Source organism: Streptomyces nitrosporeus (assembly GCF_008704555.1).
Taxonomy (GTDB): domain Bacteria; phylum Actinomycetota; class Actinomycetes; order Streptomycetales; family Streptomycetaceae; genus Streptomyces; species Streptomyces nitrosporeus.
The window spans coordinates 2,531,203-2,547,454 of record NZ_CP023702.1; the positions used below are offsets into that span (position 1 = coordinate 2,531,203).

15 protein-coding genes are annotated in these 16,252 nt (G+C 71.6%); 5 read left to right on the top strand and 10 right to left on the bottom strand.

What is annotated here, in order from left to right; all coding sequences use genetic code 11:
- The first annotated feature begins 59 nt into the window (after positions 1-59).
- Both CP967_RS10970 and CP967_RS10975 read left to right on the top strand, forming a co-directional pair.
- Positions 60-1,502 carry a zinc-dependent metalloprotease gene (locus CP967_RS10970; RefSeq protein WP_150487802.1) on the top strand — a complete coding sequence of 481 codons (1,443 nt, stop codon included), beginning with the start codon at positions 60-62 and terminating at the stop codon, positions 1,500-1,502.
- Positions 1,499-2,050, top strand: coding sequence for an NUDIX hydrolase (locus CP967_RS10975; RefSeq protein ID WP_150487803.1), 552 nt, complete (start codon positions 1,499-1,501; stop codon positions 2,048-2,050). The genes CP967_RS10970 and CP967_RS10975 overlap by 4 nt, the downstream gene beginning before the upstream one ends.
- Positions 2,051-2,245: 195 nt before the next feature.
- Here CP967_RS10975 and CP967_RS10980 read toward each other — a convergent pair whose 3' ends face one another.
- From CP967_RS10980 to CP967_RS10995, 4 genes are all read right to left on the bottom strand, one after another.
- Positions 2,246-3,001, bottom strand: a complete 756-nt coding sequence (locus tag CP967_RS10980) for an AIM24 family protein (protein WP_150487804.1) — start codon at positions 2,999-3,001, stop codon at positions 2,246-2,248.
- A gap of 17 nt (positions 3,002-3,018) precedes the next feature.
- Positions 3,019-3,699 carry an AIM24 family protein gene (locus CP967_RS10985; RefSeq protein ID WP_150487805.1) on the bottom strand — a complete coding sequence of 227 codons (681 nt, stop codon included), beginning with the start codon at positions 3,697-3,699 and terminating at the stop codon, positions 3,019-3,021.
- Positions 3,700-3,710: 11 nt separating this feature from the next.
- Positions 3,711-5,381, bottom strand: coding sequence for a TerD family protein (locus CP967_RS10990; protein ID WP_150487806.1), 1,671 nt, complete (start codon positions 5,379-5,381; stop codon positions 3,711-3,713).
- Positions 5,382-5,489: 108 nt separating this feature from the next.
- On the bottom strand, positions 5,490-6,113 hold the full coding sequence (locus CP967_RS10995) for a M48 metallopeptidase family protein (protein ID WP_150487807.1): 624 nt from the start codon (positions 6,111-6,113) through the stop codon (positions 5,490-5,492).
- A gap of 182 nt (positions 6,114-6,295) precedes the next feature.
- Here CP967_RS10995 and CP967_RS11000 point away from each other — a divergent pair, with 182 nt between their 5' ends.
- Both CP967_RS11000 and CP967_RS11005 read left to right on the top strand, forming a co-directional pair.
- Positions 6,296-7,453 (top strand): ThiF family adenylyltransferase, encoded by a 1,158-nt coding sequence (locus tag CP967_RS11000; RefSeq protein WP_150487808.1) that lies wholly within the window; start codon positions 6,296-6,298, stop codon positions 7,451-7,453.
- 64 nt (positions 7,454-7,517) lie between these two features.
- On the top strand, positions 7,518-8,969 hold the full coding sequence (locus tag CP967_RS11005; RefSeq protein ID WP_150487809.1) for an ABC1 kinase family protein: 1,452 nt from the start codon (positions 7,518-7,520) through the stop codon (positions 8,967-8,969).
- Between the two features lie 528 nt (positions 8,970-9,497).
- Here the strand turns inward: CP967_RS11005 and CP967_RS11010 are convergent.
- From CP967_RS11010 to CP967_RS11025, 4 genes are all read right to left on the bottom strand, one after another.
- Positions 9,498-9,857, bottom strand: a complete 360-nt coding sequence (locus CP967_RS11010; RefSeq protein ID WP_150487810.1) for a hypothetical protein — start codon at positions 9,855-9,857, stop codon at positions 9,498-9,500.
- Complete coding sequence (locus CP967_RS11015) at positions 9,854-10,222, bottom strand: WhiB family transcriptional regulator (RefSeq protein WP_150487811.1); 369 nt, start codon at positions 10,220-10,222, stop codon at positions 9,854-9,856. Before CP967_RS11015 ends, CP967_RS11010 begins: the two co-directional genes overlap by 4 nt.
- Before the next feature lie 168 nt (positions 10,223-10,390).
- The gene (locus CP967_RS11020; protein WP_150487812.1) at positions 10,391-10,720 is read right to left on the bottom strand and encodes a hypothetical protein; all 330 of its coding nucleotides are present in this window, start codon (positions 10,718-10,720) and stop codon (positions 10,391-10,393) included.
- 165 nt (positions 10,721-10,885) lie between these two features.
- Positions 10,886-13,108 (bottom strand): ATP-dependent DNA helicase UvrD2, encoded by a 2,223-nt coding sequence (locus CP967_RS11025; protein ID WP_150487813.1) that lies wholly within the window; start codon positions 13,106-13,108, stop codon positions 10,886-10,888.
- Positions 13,109-13,317: 209 nt separating this feature from the next.
- Here CP967_RS11025 and CP967_RS11030 point away from each other — a divergent pair, with 209 nt between their 5' ends.
- The gene (locus tag CP967_RS11030) at positions 13,318-13,575 is read left to right on the top strand and encodes a mycoredoxin (protein ID WP_150487814.1); all 258 of its coding nucleotides are present in this window, start codon (positions 13,318-13,320) and stop codon (positions 13,573-13,575) included.
- A 285-nt stretch (positions 13,576-13,860) separates the two neighbouring features.
- Here the strand turns inward: CP967_RS11030 and nudC are convergent, their stop codons facing one another.
- Both nudC and CP967_RS11040 read right to left on the bottom strand, forming a co-directional pair.
- Positions 13,861-14,811 (bottom strand): NAD(+) diphosphatase, encoded by a 951-nt coding sequence (gene nudC / locus CP967_RS11035; RefSeq protein ID WP_150487815.1) that lies wholly within the window; start codon positions 14,809-14,811, stop codon positions 13,861-13,863.
- Between the two features lie 44 nt (positions 14,812-14,855).
- A complete protein-coding gene (locus CP967_RS11040) occupies positions 14,856-16,250 on the bottom strand; it encodes a dipeptidase (protein WP_150487816.1) in 1,395 nt (464 codons plus the stop codon).
- Between the last annotated feature and the right edge of the window lie 2 nt (positions 16,251-16,252).

The window sequence follows — 16,252 nt, forward strand, 5'->3', positions numbered from 1 at the left end:
GGTGATGTCGGGCAGCCGCCGTCGGTTCCAGCCGGCGGCCCTACGAGCCGAGGAAACCCGTGAGTGACACCCCATTCGGATTCGGCCTTCCGCCGGAGGAGCCGGGAGACGGCGACGAGGGCAAGAAGAAGGACCCCACCGGAGGTGGGCAGGGCTCGGGCGGGCCGGCGAACCCGTTCGGCTTCGGACCCGGCGCGGGCGGGGACAACCCGTTCGCGGCGATGTTCGGTTCCATGAACCCGAACGACCTGGGGGCGGCCTTCCAGCAGCTCGGCCAGATGCTGAGTTACGAGGGCGGTCCCGTCAACTGGGACATGGCCAAGCAGATCGCCCGCCAGACCGTGTCCCAGGGCACGCCGGACGGCAGCAAGGACGCCAGTGTCGGCCCGTCGGAGCGGTCCGCGGTCGACGAGGCGCTCCGTCTCGCCGATCTGTGGCTGGACGGGGTGACCTCCCTGCCCTCCGGTTCGGTCTCGGCGGTGGCCTGGAGCCGCGCGGAGTGGGTCGAGGCGTCGCTGCCCGCCTGGCAGCAGCTGGTGGACCCGGTCGCGGAGCGGGTCGGCCTGGCCATGGGCGATGTGCTGCCCGAGGAGATGCAGGCCATGGCGGGTCCGCTGATCGGCATGATGCGGTCGATGGGCGGCGCCATGTTCGGTCAGCAGATCGGGCAGGCCGTGGGTGTGCTCGCCGGCGAGGTCGTCGGCTCGACGGACATCGGGCTGCCGCTGGGTCCGGCCGGCAAGGCGGCACTGCTCCCGCTGAACGTCGAGCGGTTCGGCAAGGACCTCAGCGTTCCGCAGGACGAGGTGCGGCTGTACCTGGCGCTGCGTGAGGCCGCCCACCAGCGGCTCTTCGCCCATGTGCCGTGGCTGCGCTCGCACCTCTTCGGCGCGGTCGAGGCGTACGCGCGCGGCATCAAGGTCGACACGAGCAAGCTGGAGGACGTGGTCGGTCAGTTCGACCCGTCGCAGCCCGAGCAGTTGCAGGACGCTCTTCAGCAGGGCATGTTCCAGCCGGAGGACACGCCGGAGCAGAAGGCGTCGCTGGCCCGCCTGGAGACCGCCCTCGCCCTGGTCGAGGGCTGGGTGGACGCCGTGGTGCACGAGGCCGCGAAGAGCAGGCTGACCTCGGCGGACGCGCTGCGGGAGACGATGCGGCGGCGCCGGGCGTCCGGCGGTCCCGCCGAGCAGACCTTCGCCACCCTGATCGGGCTCCAGCTCCGGCCGCGCCGGCTGCGGGACGCCTCCCGGCTGTGGGCCTCGCTCACGGACGCCCGGGGCGTCGACGGCCGGGACGGTCTGTGGGAGCACCCGGACATGCTGCCGACCGCGCGTGACCTGGACGACCCGGACGGCTTCGTGCACCACGAGCAGCTGGACTTCTCGGAGCTGGACAAGATGCTCGGTGAGGCCGCGGAGGGCCGCCGGACGCAGGACGGGAAGGAGCCCGGGGACGGGCCTTCGGCCCCCGGGGACGACGGCAAGGACGACGACGGCCGGTGACCCTGCACGACGACGCCGTCCTCGTCCTCAAAGGGTACGAGGTGGAGGACCCGCGGCAACGGGAACTGCGGCAGACGTATCTGGACCATCTGGCCGCCCGTCCCGACGGGATGTGGAAGGCATGCGGGGGCGGGCACCTCACGGCGAGCGCGCTGGTGATCGACCCCGAGGGCGGCCGGGTCCTGCTGACACTGCACAGGAAGCTGCGGATGTGGCTGCAGATGGGCGGCCACTGCGAGCCCGGTGACACGGCTCTGGCCACGGCCGCTCTGCGGGAGGCCGCGGAGGAGTCGGGGATCACCGGGCTGACCCTGCTGCCCGGCGGTCCGGTGCGGCTGGACCGGCATCCCGTTCCCGCCCCGTGCGAATGGCACCTCGACGTGCAGTACGCGGCGACGGTTCCGCCGGGCGCCACCGAGCGGATCAGCGACGAGTCGCTGGAACTGCGCTGGTTCCCCTACGACCGGGTGTCCGAGGTCGCGGACACCTCCGTCGTACGTCTGGTGGAAGGGACCCTGGCCCGGCTGGGGGCTCTGCCCGGGGTGTGACCCGGGCTCCGGGCCCGCCGGCTGACGGCGGGCCCTTGCGGCCCATGGCACCGGTCCCGGGCGGGGCGGTCTCCGCATGTACACGGAGAACGCCCCGGCCGGATCCGTCCGCCCCGGGCGGCTCGTGCCGGGGGCCTGGCTGCTCATGCCGGGAGCCGGGCGGCTCGTTCCGGGGGCCGGGCGGTCCGGAGGGCCTCAGTTCCAGGAGTTGTTCTGGTTCTGACCGTGGGAGCCGTGCTGGCCCATGCCGAACTGGGCTGCCGCGCCCTGGCCGATCTGGGCGTTCTGCGGCGGCATGACCTCGCTCGGCTGGACGAGCGCGAAGCCCTGGCCGAGGAAACTCAGCTCCCAGCCCTCGCCCGTGTCGCCACGGCGCCGGAACACCCCGGAGGAGTGGGTCTGCGCCTGCATCTGCACCCGCAGCCCGCTCGACCAGGCGACGACGGCGTCGGCGTCGGCGTTCACGTACTTCTCCGGCGTCACCTGCATCATCAGCGGTTGGCCCGAGGTCATCAGGGCGACCTTGCCGGTGCCGGAGATGTTGAGCTGGTACTTGCCGGTCCCGGAGATCCCGTACTGGCTGTCCACGGCGATGACCTCGGTGTGCAGCGAGGAGTCCAGGGCCAGGACGTACGCGCTGTCGACCGTCATGCCCTCGTGGTCGACGTCGACCACATGGATGTACTGGGCGAGGTTCGCGAGGTAGACCGTGCCCTGGCCGGAGCAGCGCATGAGGTCGAGGCCCTCGCCGGTGCGCCGGCGGGCGTTGCGCTGCGAGTGCGACTGGTACTCGCCGTCGAACTCCATGAGCCCCTGGTAGGCGACCATGGCGCCCTTGCGGGCCAGCACGTCGTCGTGACCGGTCAGCGAGACCCGCAGCATCTGCGGGTTCTGGACCGTGTAGCGGTCCATCGACTGCTGCTCGGTGTGGCTGAAAAGTGGACTCTGCATGGTGTTTCCTCCCCCGCTCAGTGCCGGACGCGCAGGCGGTCGGTGCTGTCCTCGCTCGGCTGGACCACGACGATCCCCTGGCCGGAGAACGCCATCTGGTAGGCCTCGCCGCTGCCCCGTCCGATGAGGGAGCTCGCCTTGAAGCTGCGCTTCCCCTTCACCTTGAGGTTCGGGGACCAGGCGACGAGGGCGTCGGGGTCGACGTACGTCTCGTCCTCTCCGCGGCCGCAGTCGACGACGATCGGTGTACCGCGTGAGGTGATGGCCACCCAGCCGGTGCCCTGGATGCTGACGTTCCACAGGCCCTGGCCGGCGAACTTGGCGAGGCCCTTGACGCGCTCGACCCCCCAGCTGAGGTGGCTGTCGAGGGCGAGGAGGTTGGTGCCGTTGACCGACAGCGAGTCGTTGTCCAGGTTGATGACGACCACGTCGGCGCCGTAGTCGGCGAGGTAGAGAAGCCCGTCGCCGGCGCACTTCATGAGGGGCGCGCCCTCACCGGTGATCCACTGCGAGGCGATCTGGCGGACGGCCGGCGGATTGGGCTCGTACTGGATGAAACCCTCGTAGGCCACCATCGAACCGGTACGTGCGTAGAGGTCCTGGCCGGTGGCCATGGCGACCTTGAGCATCGTACGGCCGTGGTTCTCCATCCGGGCCGTGACGGGGGTCGGGGCGAAGCCCGCGAGTTGCTGGTTCATGACGGGCTCCCTCAGACCTCGTAGGGCTGGACGACGATGAAGTTTCCGGGCGCTCCCCGGAACTGGAGGTTCACGGTCTCACCGCTGTGTCCGGGGTAGGCGTTGCGGCGCAGCCGTACCTGGCTGGAGATGATCACCTGGGACGCCGAGGACCAGGCCACCACCGCGTTGCAGTCGGCGAAGGTGGTGGGGGTGACGGGGAGGACGACCGGTACGCCGTGGGTCTTGACGACGACGGTGCCGGTCCCCTGGAACTGCATGGTGAACAGCGCGCCGCCGGGGATCCCGTGGCCCTCGATGCGGCGCACCTCGTACTGCAGTGACTCGTCGAAGGCGAGGACGTTCTCCGCGGAGACGCAGATGCCGTCGCCCTGCAGCTCGATGGGGTGCAGATGCGATCCCTCATCGGCGAGGAATACCTGGCCGCGGCCGGTGCAGCGCATCAGCTGCATCTCCTGGCCGGTGGCGTTGCCGACCATCCGTCCCGTGAAACCGGCTCCCTTGTAGCCGAAGTCGACCTTGCCCTGGTACATCACCATGCTGCCCTGGCGGGCCAGGACCGGGGTGCCGCCCATGGTGAGGTCGGCCCGCATGAGCTGCTGGTTCTGCGAGGTCCAGCGCTGCCCGGTGGCGGCCTCCTTGTACGGCTGCAGCGCGGCCCGCAGGCCCGCGCCCGCCTGCGGTACGCCCTGGGGCACGCCGTGCGGCTGCCCGCCGAACTGCGCAGGGGGCTGCTGGCCGAACGGCGCGGGAGGCTGCTGTACGAACGGGGGTGCCGCGGGCGGGGCGCCCTGTCCCGGGACCTGTCCGAACTGCGGCTGCTGGAGCGGCTGTCCGTACGGGCCGGGAGCCTGGGGGGCCATCGGAGGCTGGGGGGCCTGGGGGACCATCGGGGCCTGGGGGGCCATCGGAGGCTGAGGGGCCATCGGGGCCTGGGGCGCGGCCGGTGCCTGAGGCGGCATCGGTGCGGCGATCGTGGGCGCGGCGTGCACCGGCTGCGGCTGCTGGTACGGGCCGGGGGCGGCCGGGGCGCCGAATCCCGGCGCGGGCTGCGGGGGCTGGGGAGCGGCCGCCGGTGCGCCGAAGGCCGGGGGCGCCGCCTGGGCCGGGGGTGCGAACGAGGGGACGGCTGCCTGTTGCGGTGCGGGCTCCTCCGCGGCGACCTCGCCGCCGAAGTTGCGCAGCAGGGCCTCCAGTCCGCCGTCGAAACCCTGGCCGACCGCGGCGAACCGCCAGACGTCCTTGAGGTAGAAGTCGCCGAGCATGACCGCGCGCTCGGTGGTGAACTCCGAGCCGGTGAAGGAGTACTTCACCACTTCCTCGCCGCCCGCGACGATCCGGATGTATCCGGGCCCGACCTGCGACATCTGTCCCGCGCCGTCGATCGTCGCGGTGAACGACAGCTTGTGGATGTCCGCCGGAATGCGGTCGAGGGTGACGCGGAAGGACTCGGTGTCACCGGCCTGGGCGCCGAGAAGCTGAATGGACTCCTCAGGTGACTTCGGCTGATTGAAGAAGATGAAATACCGGTCGTCGGACAACTGCTCATTGGCGTCGAGACCGAAGCAGCTGATGTCGAACGTCAGGCCCGGGGCATTGATCTGCACACCTACGTACAGATCCGTCCCAGCCGTCAGATCACTGATCTTGGCCTTGTGGCCCCGTTGAAATTCCCTGGCCATGCGTAACGACCGTCCCCCATCCCGAAGGTGAATACGTCGCGTCAGGCTAACCGCAAACCGCGCCGCCGGGCCAAGCCGGTACAGACCCGGTACACAACCACCGCGCGCTCACTCGTCACGCGAGGCGGGCAGCTGCGGCAGCCGGTCCGCCGCGACGACTCCCTCGAGGTAGCCGCGCGCCCGCTCGGTGCGGGGGTACGGCTCCAGCAGGCGCCAGAACCGGGGGCCGTGGCCCGGCACCAGCAGGTGGGCCAGCTCGTGGAGGAGCACGTAGTCGACGACGTACTCCGGCATGCCCTGCAGCCGGTGCGAGAGGCGGATGCTGCCCTCGGCCGGGGTGCAGGACCCCCAGCGGGTGTTCTGGTTGGTCACCCAGCGCACCGACGCGGGCCGGGCCCGGCCCTGAAGGTACTGGCCGGACAGCCGCTCCGCCCGCTCGGCGAGCTCACCGTCCCCGATCACGCGCTTGCTCTCCTGGGCGGCGAGCTTGTCGAGCATCACCCCGACCCAGCGCTGCTCCTCCGCCTCGGACATCCGGGCGGGGATCAGTACGACGGTGCGGTCGCCTTCCCGGTAGGCGGAGACCGTCCGGGAGCGCCGGGAGCTTCTGCGGACCTCCACCGCGCCCGTCACCGTGGCGCGGGGCCGGTGGGCCGCCGCGCTGTGTCGTGGGCGCACGGCGCTGCGCTCGGGGGTCTCCCCGGCGAGGCCGAATGAGGGGTCGGCGGGCACGCCCCGACGTTACCCTCCGGGAGAGCGGGAAGTCCCGCCCCGCCCACGGTCCGGGTTGATCGACTTCTCTTCCCGCGCCATTTGAACGATTAATGCCCGCCCCTGTGGATAACTTTCGGCACGTATCTCCCCTCGCGTTGCATTCTGGCAACGGATCTGGACACCACGACCGGGGAGAAGTCATGCATCCGATGCTCAAGCCCGCACTGCGCCGGGCCTGGCGCGGGCGGAACACCGTGCAATTCGGTGTGACCCCCGCGCACGCCGTGACGTTGGGCCCGATGGATATCGCCACGGGGAGTTTCCTCGAACTGCTCGACGGAACACGGGGCATGCCTCTGCTGCGGGAAGAGGCCAGAGCTCTGGACCTGTCGGATCGCCATGTCGACATCCTGGTGGCACGGCTGGCGGCGGCGGGGCTGTTGGACGATCCGGAGGCGGGCGGCCCGGAGGCCGCGGCGTTACGCCGGCGGGCCGAGGTCCTGGACCGGCAGCGTTCCGACGCGGCGTCGCTCTCCGTCGTCCATCCCTCACCCGGCGGCGGACTGCGCAGACTTGCGGCGCGGGGCGCGATGAGGGTCCAGGTCAGGGGCGCCGGCCGGGTCGGTGCGGTGATCGCGTCCGTGCTCTCCGCGTCGGGAGTGGGCCATGTCGATGTGCTCGACGGAGGCCGCACGGAGCCGTGGGACGTCGCTCCGGGGGGACTTCCCGCCTCTGCGGTCGGGGAGCGGCGGGACGTCTCGGCCCGGCAGTTGGTCCGGCGCTCCGCGGTGGGAGGTCCGCGCAGGACGGCCGGGGCGGACGGCGCGACCGGAGCCCGCCCGGCGGAAGAGGCGCCGTTGTCCCTCGTCGTACTCGCCCCCAGGGACGGTCTCTCGGTGTACGCCCCCGAGCCGGACGCGTCGGCGTCCTGGATCGCCTCGGGCACCCCTCACCTCTACGCCGGCGTGATCGAGGCCACCGGGGTGGTCGGCCCGCTGGTGCTTCCCGGCGGAACCGGCTGTGCGGGCTGTCTGGCCCTGCACCGGGCGGATCGCGATCCGCAGTGGCCCCGGATGCTGGCGCAGTGGAAGTCGGGCCGTCGGCGCGCCGCGGTACCGGCCTGTGACCTGGGGCTGGCGACGGCGGTGGCCGGGCTCGCCGCGGCGCACGCGCTGTGCTTCCTGGACGGCGAACTGCCGGCCAGCACAGGGGCCCGGTGGGAGGCGGCCCTGCCCCTCCTGGAGTGGCGTACGGAGCGGCTCGGGCCCCATGTCAACTGTGCCTGTGGCGCCGGTGGGCAGACTGAGGGAGAGCTCACCTCCACGTCGGGTGCGGCTCGGGACACAATGGCCGGGTGACCGCTGCCGGCGGAGCAGGGCGAGATGCACGCGCGGCACGGCAGTCTGTGAACTGGAGGGGCACATGTCTGATCTTCCCCGCAAGGCGGTCACCCGCACCGCGAAGCTGGCCGCGCTGCCGCTCGGCTTCGCCGGCCGCGCCACCTGGGGCCTGGGCAAACGGATCGGCGGGAGGTCCGCGGAGATCGTGGCCCGTGAGGTCCAGCAACGCACGGCGGAGCAGCTCTTCAAGGTGCTCGGTGAACTGAAGGGCGGGGCGATGAAGTTCGGGCAGGCTCTGTCCGTCTTCGAGTCGGCTCTGCCGGAGGATCTCGCCGGCCCCTACCGCGCGGCGCTGACCAAGCTCCAGGAGGCCGCCCCGCCGATGCCCGCCCGCACCGTGCACAAGGTGCTGGCCGAGCGGCTCGGGGAGGACTGGCGGGAACTGTTCATCGAGTTCGAGGAGAGTCCTTCGGCCGCCGCGTCGATCGGCCAGGTCCACCGTGCCGTCTGGCACGACGGTCGCGATGTCGCGGTGAAGGTGCAGTATCCGGGTGCCGGTGAGGCACTGCTTTCCGACCTGGCCCAACTCGGCGTATTCGCACGGCTGCTCGGTCCGCTCATCCCTGGGATGGATGTCAAACCGCTCATCACGGAGTTGCGGGACCGCGTCTCGGAGGAACTCGATTACGCCTTGGAGGCCCACGCCCAGCAGGTGCACGCGACGGAGTTCGCGGGCGACCCCGACGTGGTGGTCCCCGGGGTGGTGCACCAGTGCGAGCAGGTGCTGGTCACCGAGTGGATGGAGGGGATACCGCTGTCGGAGGTGATCGCCGACGGCACTCCGGAACAGCGGGACCGCGCGGGGCAGTTGCTCGCCCGGTTCCTCTTCTCGGGCCCTGCCCGCACCGGCCTGCTCCACGCGGACCCCCACCCCGGCAACTTCCGGTTGCTGCCCCCTGCGGCGCCGGACGAGGAGAGGGACGAGGCCCTGGGCGCCTCGGATGCTCCGGACGACCGGGACATCGGTGGTGGCGTGGCCACGGCGGCCGAGCCGGGGGGCGAATGGCGATTGGGTGTCCTCGACTTCGGCACCGTGGACCGAGTGCCGGGCGGGCTTCCCCGCCCCATCGGCGAAGCGCTCCGGATGACTCTGGACGGCGAGGCCCAGGCGGTCTACGAGATGCTCCGCGAGGAGGGCTTCGTCAAGGAGTCCATCGATCTCGACCCGGACGCCGTGCTCGGTTACCTCCTGCCGGTCATCGAGCCCGCGCAGACCGAGGAGTTCACCTTCACCCGGTCCTGGCTGCGTTCCCAGGCGGCTCGGATCGCCGATCTCCGTTCACCGGCGCATCAGCTGGGCAAGCAACTGAATCTGCCTCCCTCCTACCTGCTGATACACCGGGTCACCTTGAGCACCATCGGGGTGCTGTGCCAGCTGGGCGCGACCGTCAGGCTTCGCGGGGAACTCGAGTCCTGGCTACCGGGCTTCGTCCTCGACCCGGAGAGGGAGGAGGGAACTCCGGCCGATATCTGACCCCTGAGCGCCACGACGGTCCGCACAGCAGCGCCCCGGCCGCGATCACCCGCCATCCGATCATCCGGCGTCCGACCGTCTGGTGTCCGGCGTCCGACCGTCCGGCATCCGACCGTCCGCATCCGACCGCCTGTCGGCTGATCAGTTCCGTTCCGCCTGCCGGTGGTTGTCCGACCGCCGCTCGTCCATCCGTCCGCCGCCGCTCGCCCGCCCGTCCGCCGCTCACACGCCCGTCGTCGGGACGCCGCTCCGGCGCCGTCCACCACAGGATCGCCTCTCCGCGGGAACGCACCGCGGGGCCGGTCCGTCGGACCGGCCCCGCGGTGTGGGGTGGGTGGCCGCCGGGACAGAGCGGTTGCCCCGGCGACTGTGAAGCAGGTGGTGCGGGCAGTGCAGGTGGTGCGTGGTACAGGTGGTGCGTGGTACGGGCGTTTCACCGTGCGGGCGGTGGGAGCGGTGGCCTTTTCGGCTCAGGGAGCATCCGGCACGGTTCCTGCCGGGGCCCTCCCCACGCCGTCGGGCATCTCCTCAGTGCATGACCGCCATGGCGAGGGCTCGGCGGGCACGCATCGAGGCGCGCTCCGCCCTGCGCTGCATCCGCCGGGCCGCCACCAGACGCATGGCCTGGCGGTCCGACTCGGCTTCCCTCAGGCGGTCGTGCATATGCGCACGCGCCAGGGCTTCTGGAATGAGTTGCATTTCGCGGGTCCTGTTCTGACGCGAGTCGTTCGCGCCGATGATGGTGACGTCCGGTGTCGCGGAGCCGACGGGCTCCTTCGTGGGCGTGGTCATGAGAGCTCGATTTCGCGGGTCATGGGTCTGGGGACGATCGATACTTCCGAGGCGCTTGTCTCGCGAGGGGGACATGACCCCCAGGCCGGCGGTCACGCTGCGACCGGGTTCTTGCGCGGACGGCCACGCGGCCGCTTCCGGGCTACGACGACGCCCTGGACGAAGAGTTCGCCGCCCCAGACGCCCCACGGCTCGCGCCGCTCCTTGGCGCCGGCGAGGCATGCCTCGACGAGCGGGCAGGTCCGGCAGAGGGACTTGGCGTACTCGACGTCGGCCGGCGACTCGGCGAAGAAGACCTCCGGGTCGTAGGAGCGGCAGGGGACGGGCACACCGAGGTTCTCGATGGCGTCGTCGAGCGCGGTGAGCGCGGTGAGGGGGATCAAGGTGGAGTCCTCCGTGAGGCCGGGCGGGGAGATCGTGTCGGAAGGCGGTACGGACGGGGCGTGCGTCTCGATGGGCACGGGGTCGTTGTCCTCGTCTGGTCGTGCCGGCCTGTTGGCCGGTTGGCGGCTGGTACCAGGTCCTGCTGTCCCGAGGCTCCTTCGTCACGTCTCGTCCGTTCGGACAAAACAAAAGGGCCGCGGATCCCGAGTGGGGTTCCGCGGCCCTGAAGGCGCCGGCCTGACTGATCAGGCTGGATCACTCCAGGGTTCAGGCCCACGGAAGGCCCACATCGTGTGGTGGTGCTGCGTCATCTGCTTCTTGGCGGCTCCGGCACCGGCTGCCGCAAAGGCATAGGCCTGCGCCTGTGCCTTCGCTACTGCTGCCGCCGGTGCCTGGGTCGGTCGCTCATTGCGCTCCCGCACGGGAAGGGAGGCCAGAGGCAGCGGGCTGACGGCGGAGATGCCGGACACACCGGTGCCACGGAGCGAGATTTCCGAGGAACGCGCGACGTCGAGTGAGCAGGTGGAGACGACCGAGAGATCGGTCATTTTGATGGTGTTGATGATGCTGATCACTTCAATCGCCTCCTCTCGGCGTCTCGGGGGACCGGCGGGCCGGTCCTGCGGTATTCGGATAAGTACAGCACGGAGTCAGGGCTTCAGAGAAGTCGCTGTTCCCGTGGTTAAGAACCTATGGTGATTGCCGCTGCGGGCGCAAACTATTTTTCCGACGAGTTTTCCTCACCCGTCCAGCCCACCGCCCGGATCCTCGTCACCTACCGTCCGACCTGCGCAGATCGCCAGAACGTCGGCCCCGAACCGGGTCAGCTTCCGGTTGCCGACGCCCGGGATGACGACCAGTTCCGACTCCGTGTCCGGCGCCGCCTCCGCGATCGCCATCAGGGTCTTGTCGGTGAAGACGCACCAGGCGGGCTGCCTGGTCTCCTGCGCCCGCGCCGCCCGCCACTCCCGCAGCCGCTCGTACAGCCCCTCGTCCATGTCCGAGGGACAGTCCTCGCAGCGCATCAGTTTCATCTCCCCGGCGCCGGTGAGGGTCCTGCCGCAGACCCGGCAGCGCACGGGGCCGCGCCGGCGGGGGCGGTCCTCCCGGCCGCCGCCGGCCGTACCGCGTCCGGCGGCGGTGCCGCGGTCGATCCCGCCCCCTCCCCCGGTGCCACCCCGGGTGCCGAGGGCGGTGGAGCCGGGCCGCAGGCCGTTCAGGAACCGGGTCGGCCTACGGCTGGAGCGCCCACCGGGGGAACGGGACAGCGCCCACGAGAGCGAGAGATGGAACCGGGCCCGGGTGACCCCGACGTACAGCAGCCGGCGTTCCTCCTCGACCTGCTCGTCCGTCCTGGCGTACGCGATCGGCATCATGCCCTCGGTCATCCCGACCAGGAACACGGCGTCCCATTCCAGCCCCTTCGCCGAGTGCAGCGAGGCGAGGGTGACGCCCTGGACCGTCGGGGCGTGCTGGGCCGCCGCCCGTTCGTCGAGCTCCGCCACCAGGTCGGAGAGCGTGGCGCCCGGCTTCGCCCGCTCGAAGTCCTCGGCCAGCCGCACCAGCGCGGCGAGCGACTCCCAGCGGTCCCGTGCCGCGCCGGAGCCGGTGGGCGGTGTGGTGGTCCAGCCCTTGGTCGAGAGCACCGCCCGGACTTCCGCCGGCAGGTCGTCGGCCCCGTCGAGCAGGGGGTCGTTGCCTCCGGCGCGGGCGGCCCCGCGGAGCGCCACGCCGGCCTCGCGCACCTCCGCCCGGTCGAAGAACCGTTCCGCGCCACGCAGCTGGTAGGGCACCCCGGCGTCCGCGAGTGCCTGCTCGTACACCTCGGACTGGGAATTGACCCGGAACAGCACCGCGATCTCACCGGCCGGCACCCCGGCGGCGATCAGGTCACGGATCCTGCGGGCGGTGCCCTCCGCCTCCGCGGGCTCGTCCTGGTACTCCGTGTAGACGGGTTCCGGGCCCTTGTCGCGCTGCGAGACCAGCTCCAGCCGGTGCTCGGCCGCCCGGCCGTGGGCCTGGCTCAGCAGTCCGTTCGCCAGGTGGACCACCTGGGGTGTGGAGCGGTAGTCCCGCACCAGTTTGACGACCGTGGCCTGTGGGTGGCGGGTGCGGAAGTTCAGCAGGTGTTCGGGGGTGGCCCCGGTGAAGGAGTAGATCGTCTGACTCGCGTCGCCGACGACGCAGAGATCGTCCCGGTCCCCCAGCCAGAGGTCGAGCAGGCGCTGCTGGAGCGGGCTGACGTCCTGGTACTCGTCCACGACGAAGTGCTGGTACTGCCGGCGCACATGGTCGGCGATGTCGTGCCGGTCCTGGAGGATGCCGACGGTGAGCAGCAGGACGTCCTCGAAGTCGATCACCGACCGGTCGCGTTTCAACTGCTCGTACGTGGAGTAGATCTGTGCCAGCTCGGCGGGGTCGCGCGGGGCGTCGCGCAGGGTCTTGGCGACCGCCGCCGGATAGTCGGCGGGCACGGTCTGGGTGACCTTGGCCCACTCGATCTCGCTGGTGGCGTCCCGCAGCTCGTTCCTGTCGAGGCGGATACCGCAGCGGGCGGCCGCCTCGGCGACCAGCTGGACCTTGCGCTCCAGCAGCCGGGGCAGCTCACCACCGACTGCTTTCGGCCAGAAGTACTGGAGCTGGCGCAGGGCGGCGGAGTGGAAGGTGCGCGCCTGGACGCCGGTCGCGCCGAGCTGCCGGAGACGGCCGCGCATCTCGCCCGCCGCGCGGTTGGTGAACGTGACGGCGAGCACGGTCGTCGGCTGGAGGATCCCGGCGCGCACCCCGTAGGCGATGCGGTGGGTGATCGCCCGCGTCTTGCCCGTCCCCGCTCCGGCCAGCACGCACACGGGCCCGTTGACGGCCAGCGCGACCTCGCGCTGTTCCGGGTCGAGGCCGTCCAGCACGGCGTCGGCGGACTCGGGGACCCGGGGGAAGAGGGTGGAATGCGTTGCTGCTGTCACCCCGCCATGCTGCCAGGTCGCCGGGGGCGGGCGCGGAGGTTGTCCACAGGGACCGGCGTTCGTCGTACCGGTGGGGCGCCGGTACGGGAATGGCGGTGGGGTCACGTACGTTTCCTGATACGGGAACGACTACTTCCTCCCTGCGGGAACGCACGGGACCGGGCTGTCCGCCTCCGGGCCGGACGGACGAGACAAGGAGCACCGACGACATGCCGGGCACTGTGACGATGTACAGCACCACGTGGTGCGGCTACTGCCGCCGGCTCAAGGGCCAGATGGACCGCGAAGGCATCCCGTACACCGAGGTCAACATCGAACAGGACCCCGCGTCGGCGGCTTTCGTCGAGAAGGCGAACGGCGGAAACCAGACAGTGCCCACGGTTCAGGTGGTCCCCGCCGGCGGGGGCGCCGAGGTCGTCATGACGAACCCGAGCCTGGCACAGGTGAAGCAGGCGCTCGGCGTCTGACCCCGCTCGCACCACGGCCCCCGGCCGGCACGGGACCCCCGGGTCCCGCGCCGGCCGGGGGTTCTGTGTATCAGCGGTCCGTCGGTGGTCTTTGCCGCCCCCGGCGGGAGACGCCCCGGGCACGGTCCGCGGCGGGCGGCCGGAGGTGCCGGCCCGCAACGGGCGGCCGGAGGCACCGCAGCGGGCGGTCGGAGATACCGCAGCGGGCGGCCGGAGGGACCGGCCCGGGCAGGAGGCACCGCGGCAGGCGGCCAAAGAGACCGGCCCCGGTCCGGACATGCCGTCTCAGACCGGGCGTCCCGACCGGGCCGGGAGCGGCTTGCCGTACCAGAGCTCGACCAGCCGGGCCGCGATGGAGAGGCCGAAGGGCGGCAGGATCTCGCCCGACTCGAAGGCCTCGGCGAGTTCCTCACGGGAGAACCAGCGGGCCTCCTCGATCTCCTCGCCGTCCACGTTGATCTCCTCCGTCTCCGCGCGGGCCATGAAGCCCAGCATGAGACTGGACGGGAACGGCCAGGGCTGACTGGCGACGTACTCGACCTCGGAGACGGTGATACCGGCCTCCTCGAAGACCTCGCGGGCCACCGCCTGCTCGATGGACTCCCCCGGCTCGACGAAGCCGGCGAGGGTCGAGAAGCGGCCCTCGGGCCAGTGCACCTGGCGGCCCAGCAGGGCGCGGTCCTGGCCGTCCGTGACCAGCATGATCACGGCGGGGTCGGTCCGCGGGTAGTGCTCCGCGCCGCAGGCGGGGCAGCGGCGGATGTGGCCGGCCGCCGCGATGACGGTCCGCTCGCCGCAGCGTGAGCAGAAGCGGTGCAGCCGCTGCCAGTTCTCCAGGGCGACGGCGTGCGCCATCAGGGCCGAGTCACGGGCGCTGAGGAGCATTCCGGCCTCGCGCAGCCCGGCGGGGCGCGCCGACTGGTCCATGCGGCCGGGCAGCGCGTCCTTCTGGAGCGCGAAGTAGCGCACGCCTTTCTCGTCGGTGCCCAGGAAGTAGCGGTGCGTCTCGGTCATCGGCGCCTCGAAGGCGGGCGTCATGAGGAGTTCCGTGCCGCCGTCCGGGGTGTCGTCGATCAGCGCCTGGCCTCCGGACACGACGAAGACCCGGGTCGTCGGGTGGCTCCAGGCCGCGGCGAGCCAGGCCTCGTCGAGCCGGTGGTGCGCGGCGCGGTCGATGCCGCTGGGCGCGGTGAGACCGATGGGACGGTCTGCGGTGGCGTTGTCGAAGGTGCTCACAGGTGCTTCCTACTCCCCCGGGGGTGGATCGGGTGTTCAGAGATTCAGCGGAGTGCCGTGGCCAGCTCACCCCAGAGGTGGGCGGCGGTCTCCGCACCTTTGAGGAGGAGACCGGTCTCGGCCTTCTCGTCGGGGCCGTGCCAGCCGTCGGACGGTACGGAGACGCCCAGGAAGAGGACCGGGGCGCCGAGTACGTCCTGGAGGTCGGCGGCGGGGCCGGAGCCGCCCTCACGGGTGAAGAGGATCTCCTTGCCGAAGGCACGGCCCATGGCGCGGGTCACCGCCTGGAGGGCGGGGTGGTCCAGCGGGGTCAGGCAGGGGCGGGTGGCCGGGGAGAAGGTGATCCGGTGGCGGATGCCCGCGGGGATCCGGGCCTCGGCCCAGGCGCGTACGAGGTCCTGGACACGGTCCGGGTCCTGGCCCGCGACGAGCCGGAAACTGATCTTGGCCAGCGCCGACGAGGGGACGACCGTCTTGCTGCCGGCGCCCTGGTAGCCGCCGCCGATGCCGTTGACCTCGGCGGTGGGGCGGGCCCAGACGCGTTCCAGGGTGGAGTAGCCCTTCTCCCCCGCGGTGGCCCCGGAGGCCGCGGTGCGCAGCCAGGCGGCCTCGTCGAAGGGCAGCCGGGCGAAGAGGGCCCGTTCGGCGTCGGTGAGTTCGGCCACGTCGTCGTAGAAGCCGGGGACGGCGACTCCGCCGTCGTCGTCGTGGAGGGCGGCGACCAGCCGGGCCAGGACGGTCGCCGGGTTGGGGACGGCCCCGCCGAACGACCCCGAGTGGATGTCGTGGGCGGGCCCGCGCAGTTCGATCTCGCACTCGGCGAGGCCGCGCATGCCGGTGCAGACGGTGGGGGTGTCCTCGTCCCACATGCCGGTGTCCGAGACGATCACGGCGTCGGCGCGGAGCCTGCCGGCCCGCTGTTCGACCAGCGCGCGGAAATGCGGGGAGCCGGACTCCTCCTCGCCCTCGATCAGCAGTTTGAGGTGCACGGCGGGGGTGGTACGGCCGGTGGCCGCGAGATGGGCGCGCACTCCCAGGGTGTGGAAGAGCACCTGGCCCTTGTCGTCGGCCGCGCCCCGCCCGTACATCCGGCCCTCGCGTACGACGGGCTCGAAGGGGTCGCTGTGCCAGCCGTCCTCGCGGGCGGCGGGCTGCACGTCGTGGTGGCCGTAGACGAGGACGACGGGCGCGTCCGGATCGGCGGAGGGCCACTCGGCGAAGACCGCAGGTGCGCCGGGCGTCTCCCAGATCTCGGTGACCGGGAAGCCGGTCTCCGACAGCTCGGCGGAGAGCCACTCGGCACTGCGCCGTACGTCCTTCTCGTGCTCGGGCTGGGCCGAGACGGACGGGATGCGGAGCCACTCCGCGAGGCTGTCGAGGAATGCCTCGCGGTGCTGCTCGGTGTACAGACGGACGGCGCTGTCCGGGGTGTCGCTCATGC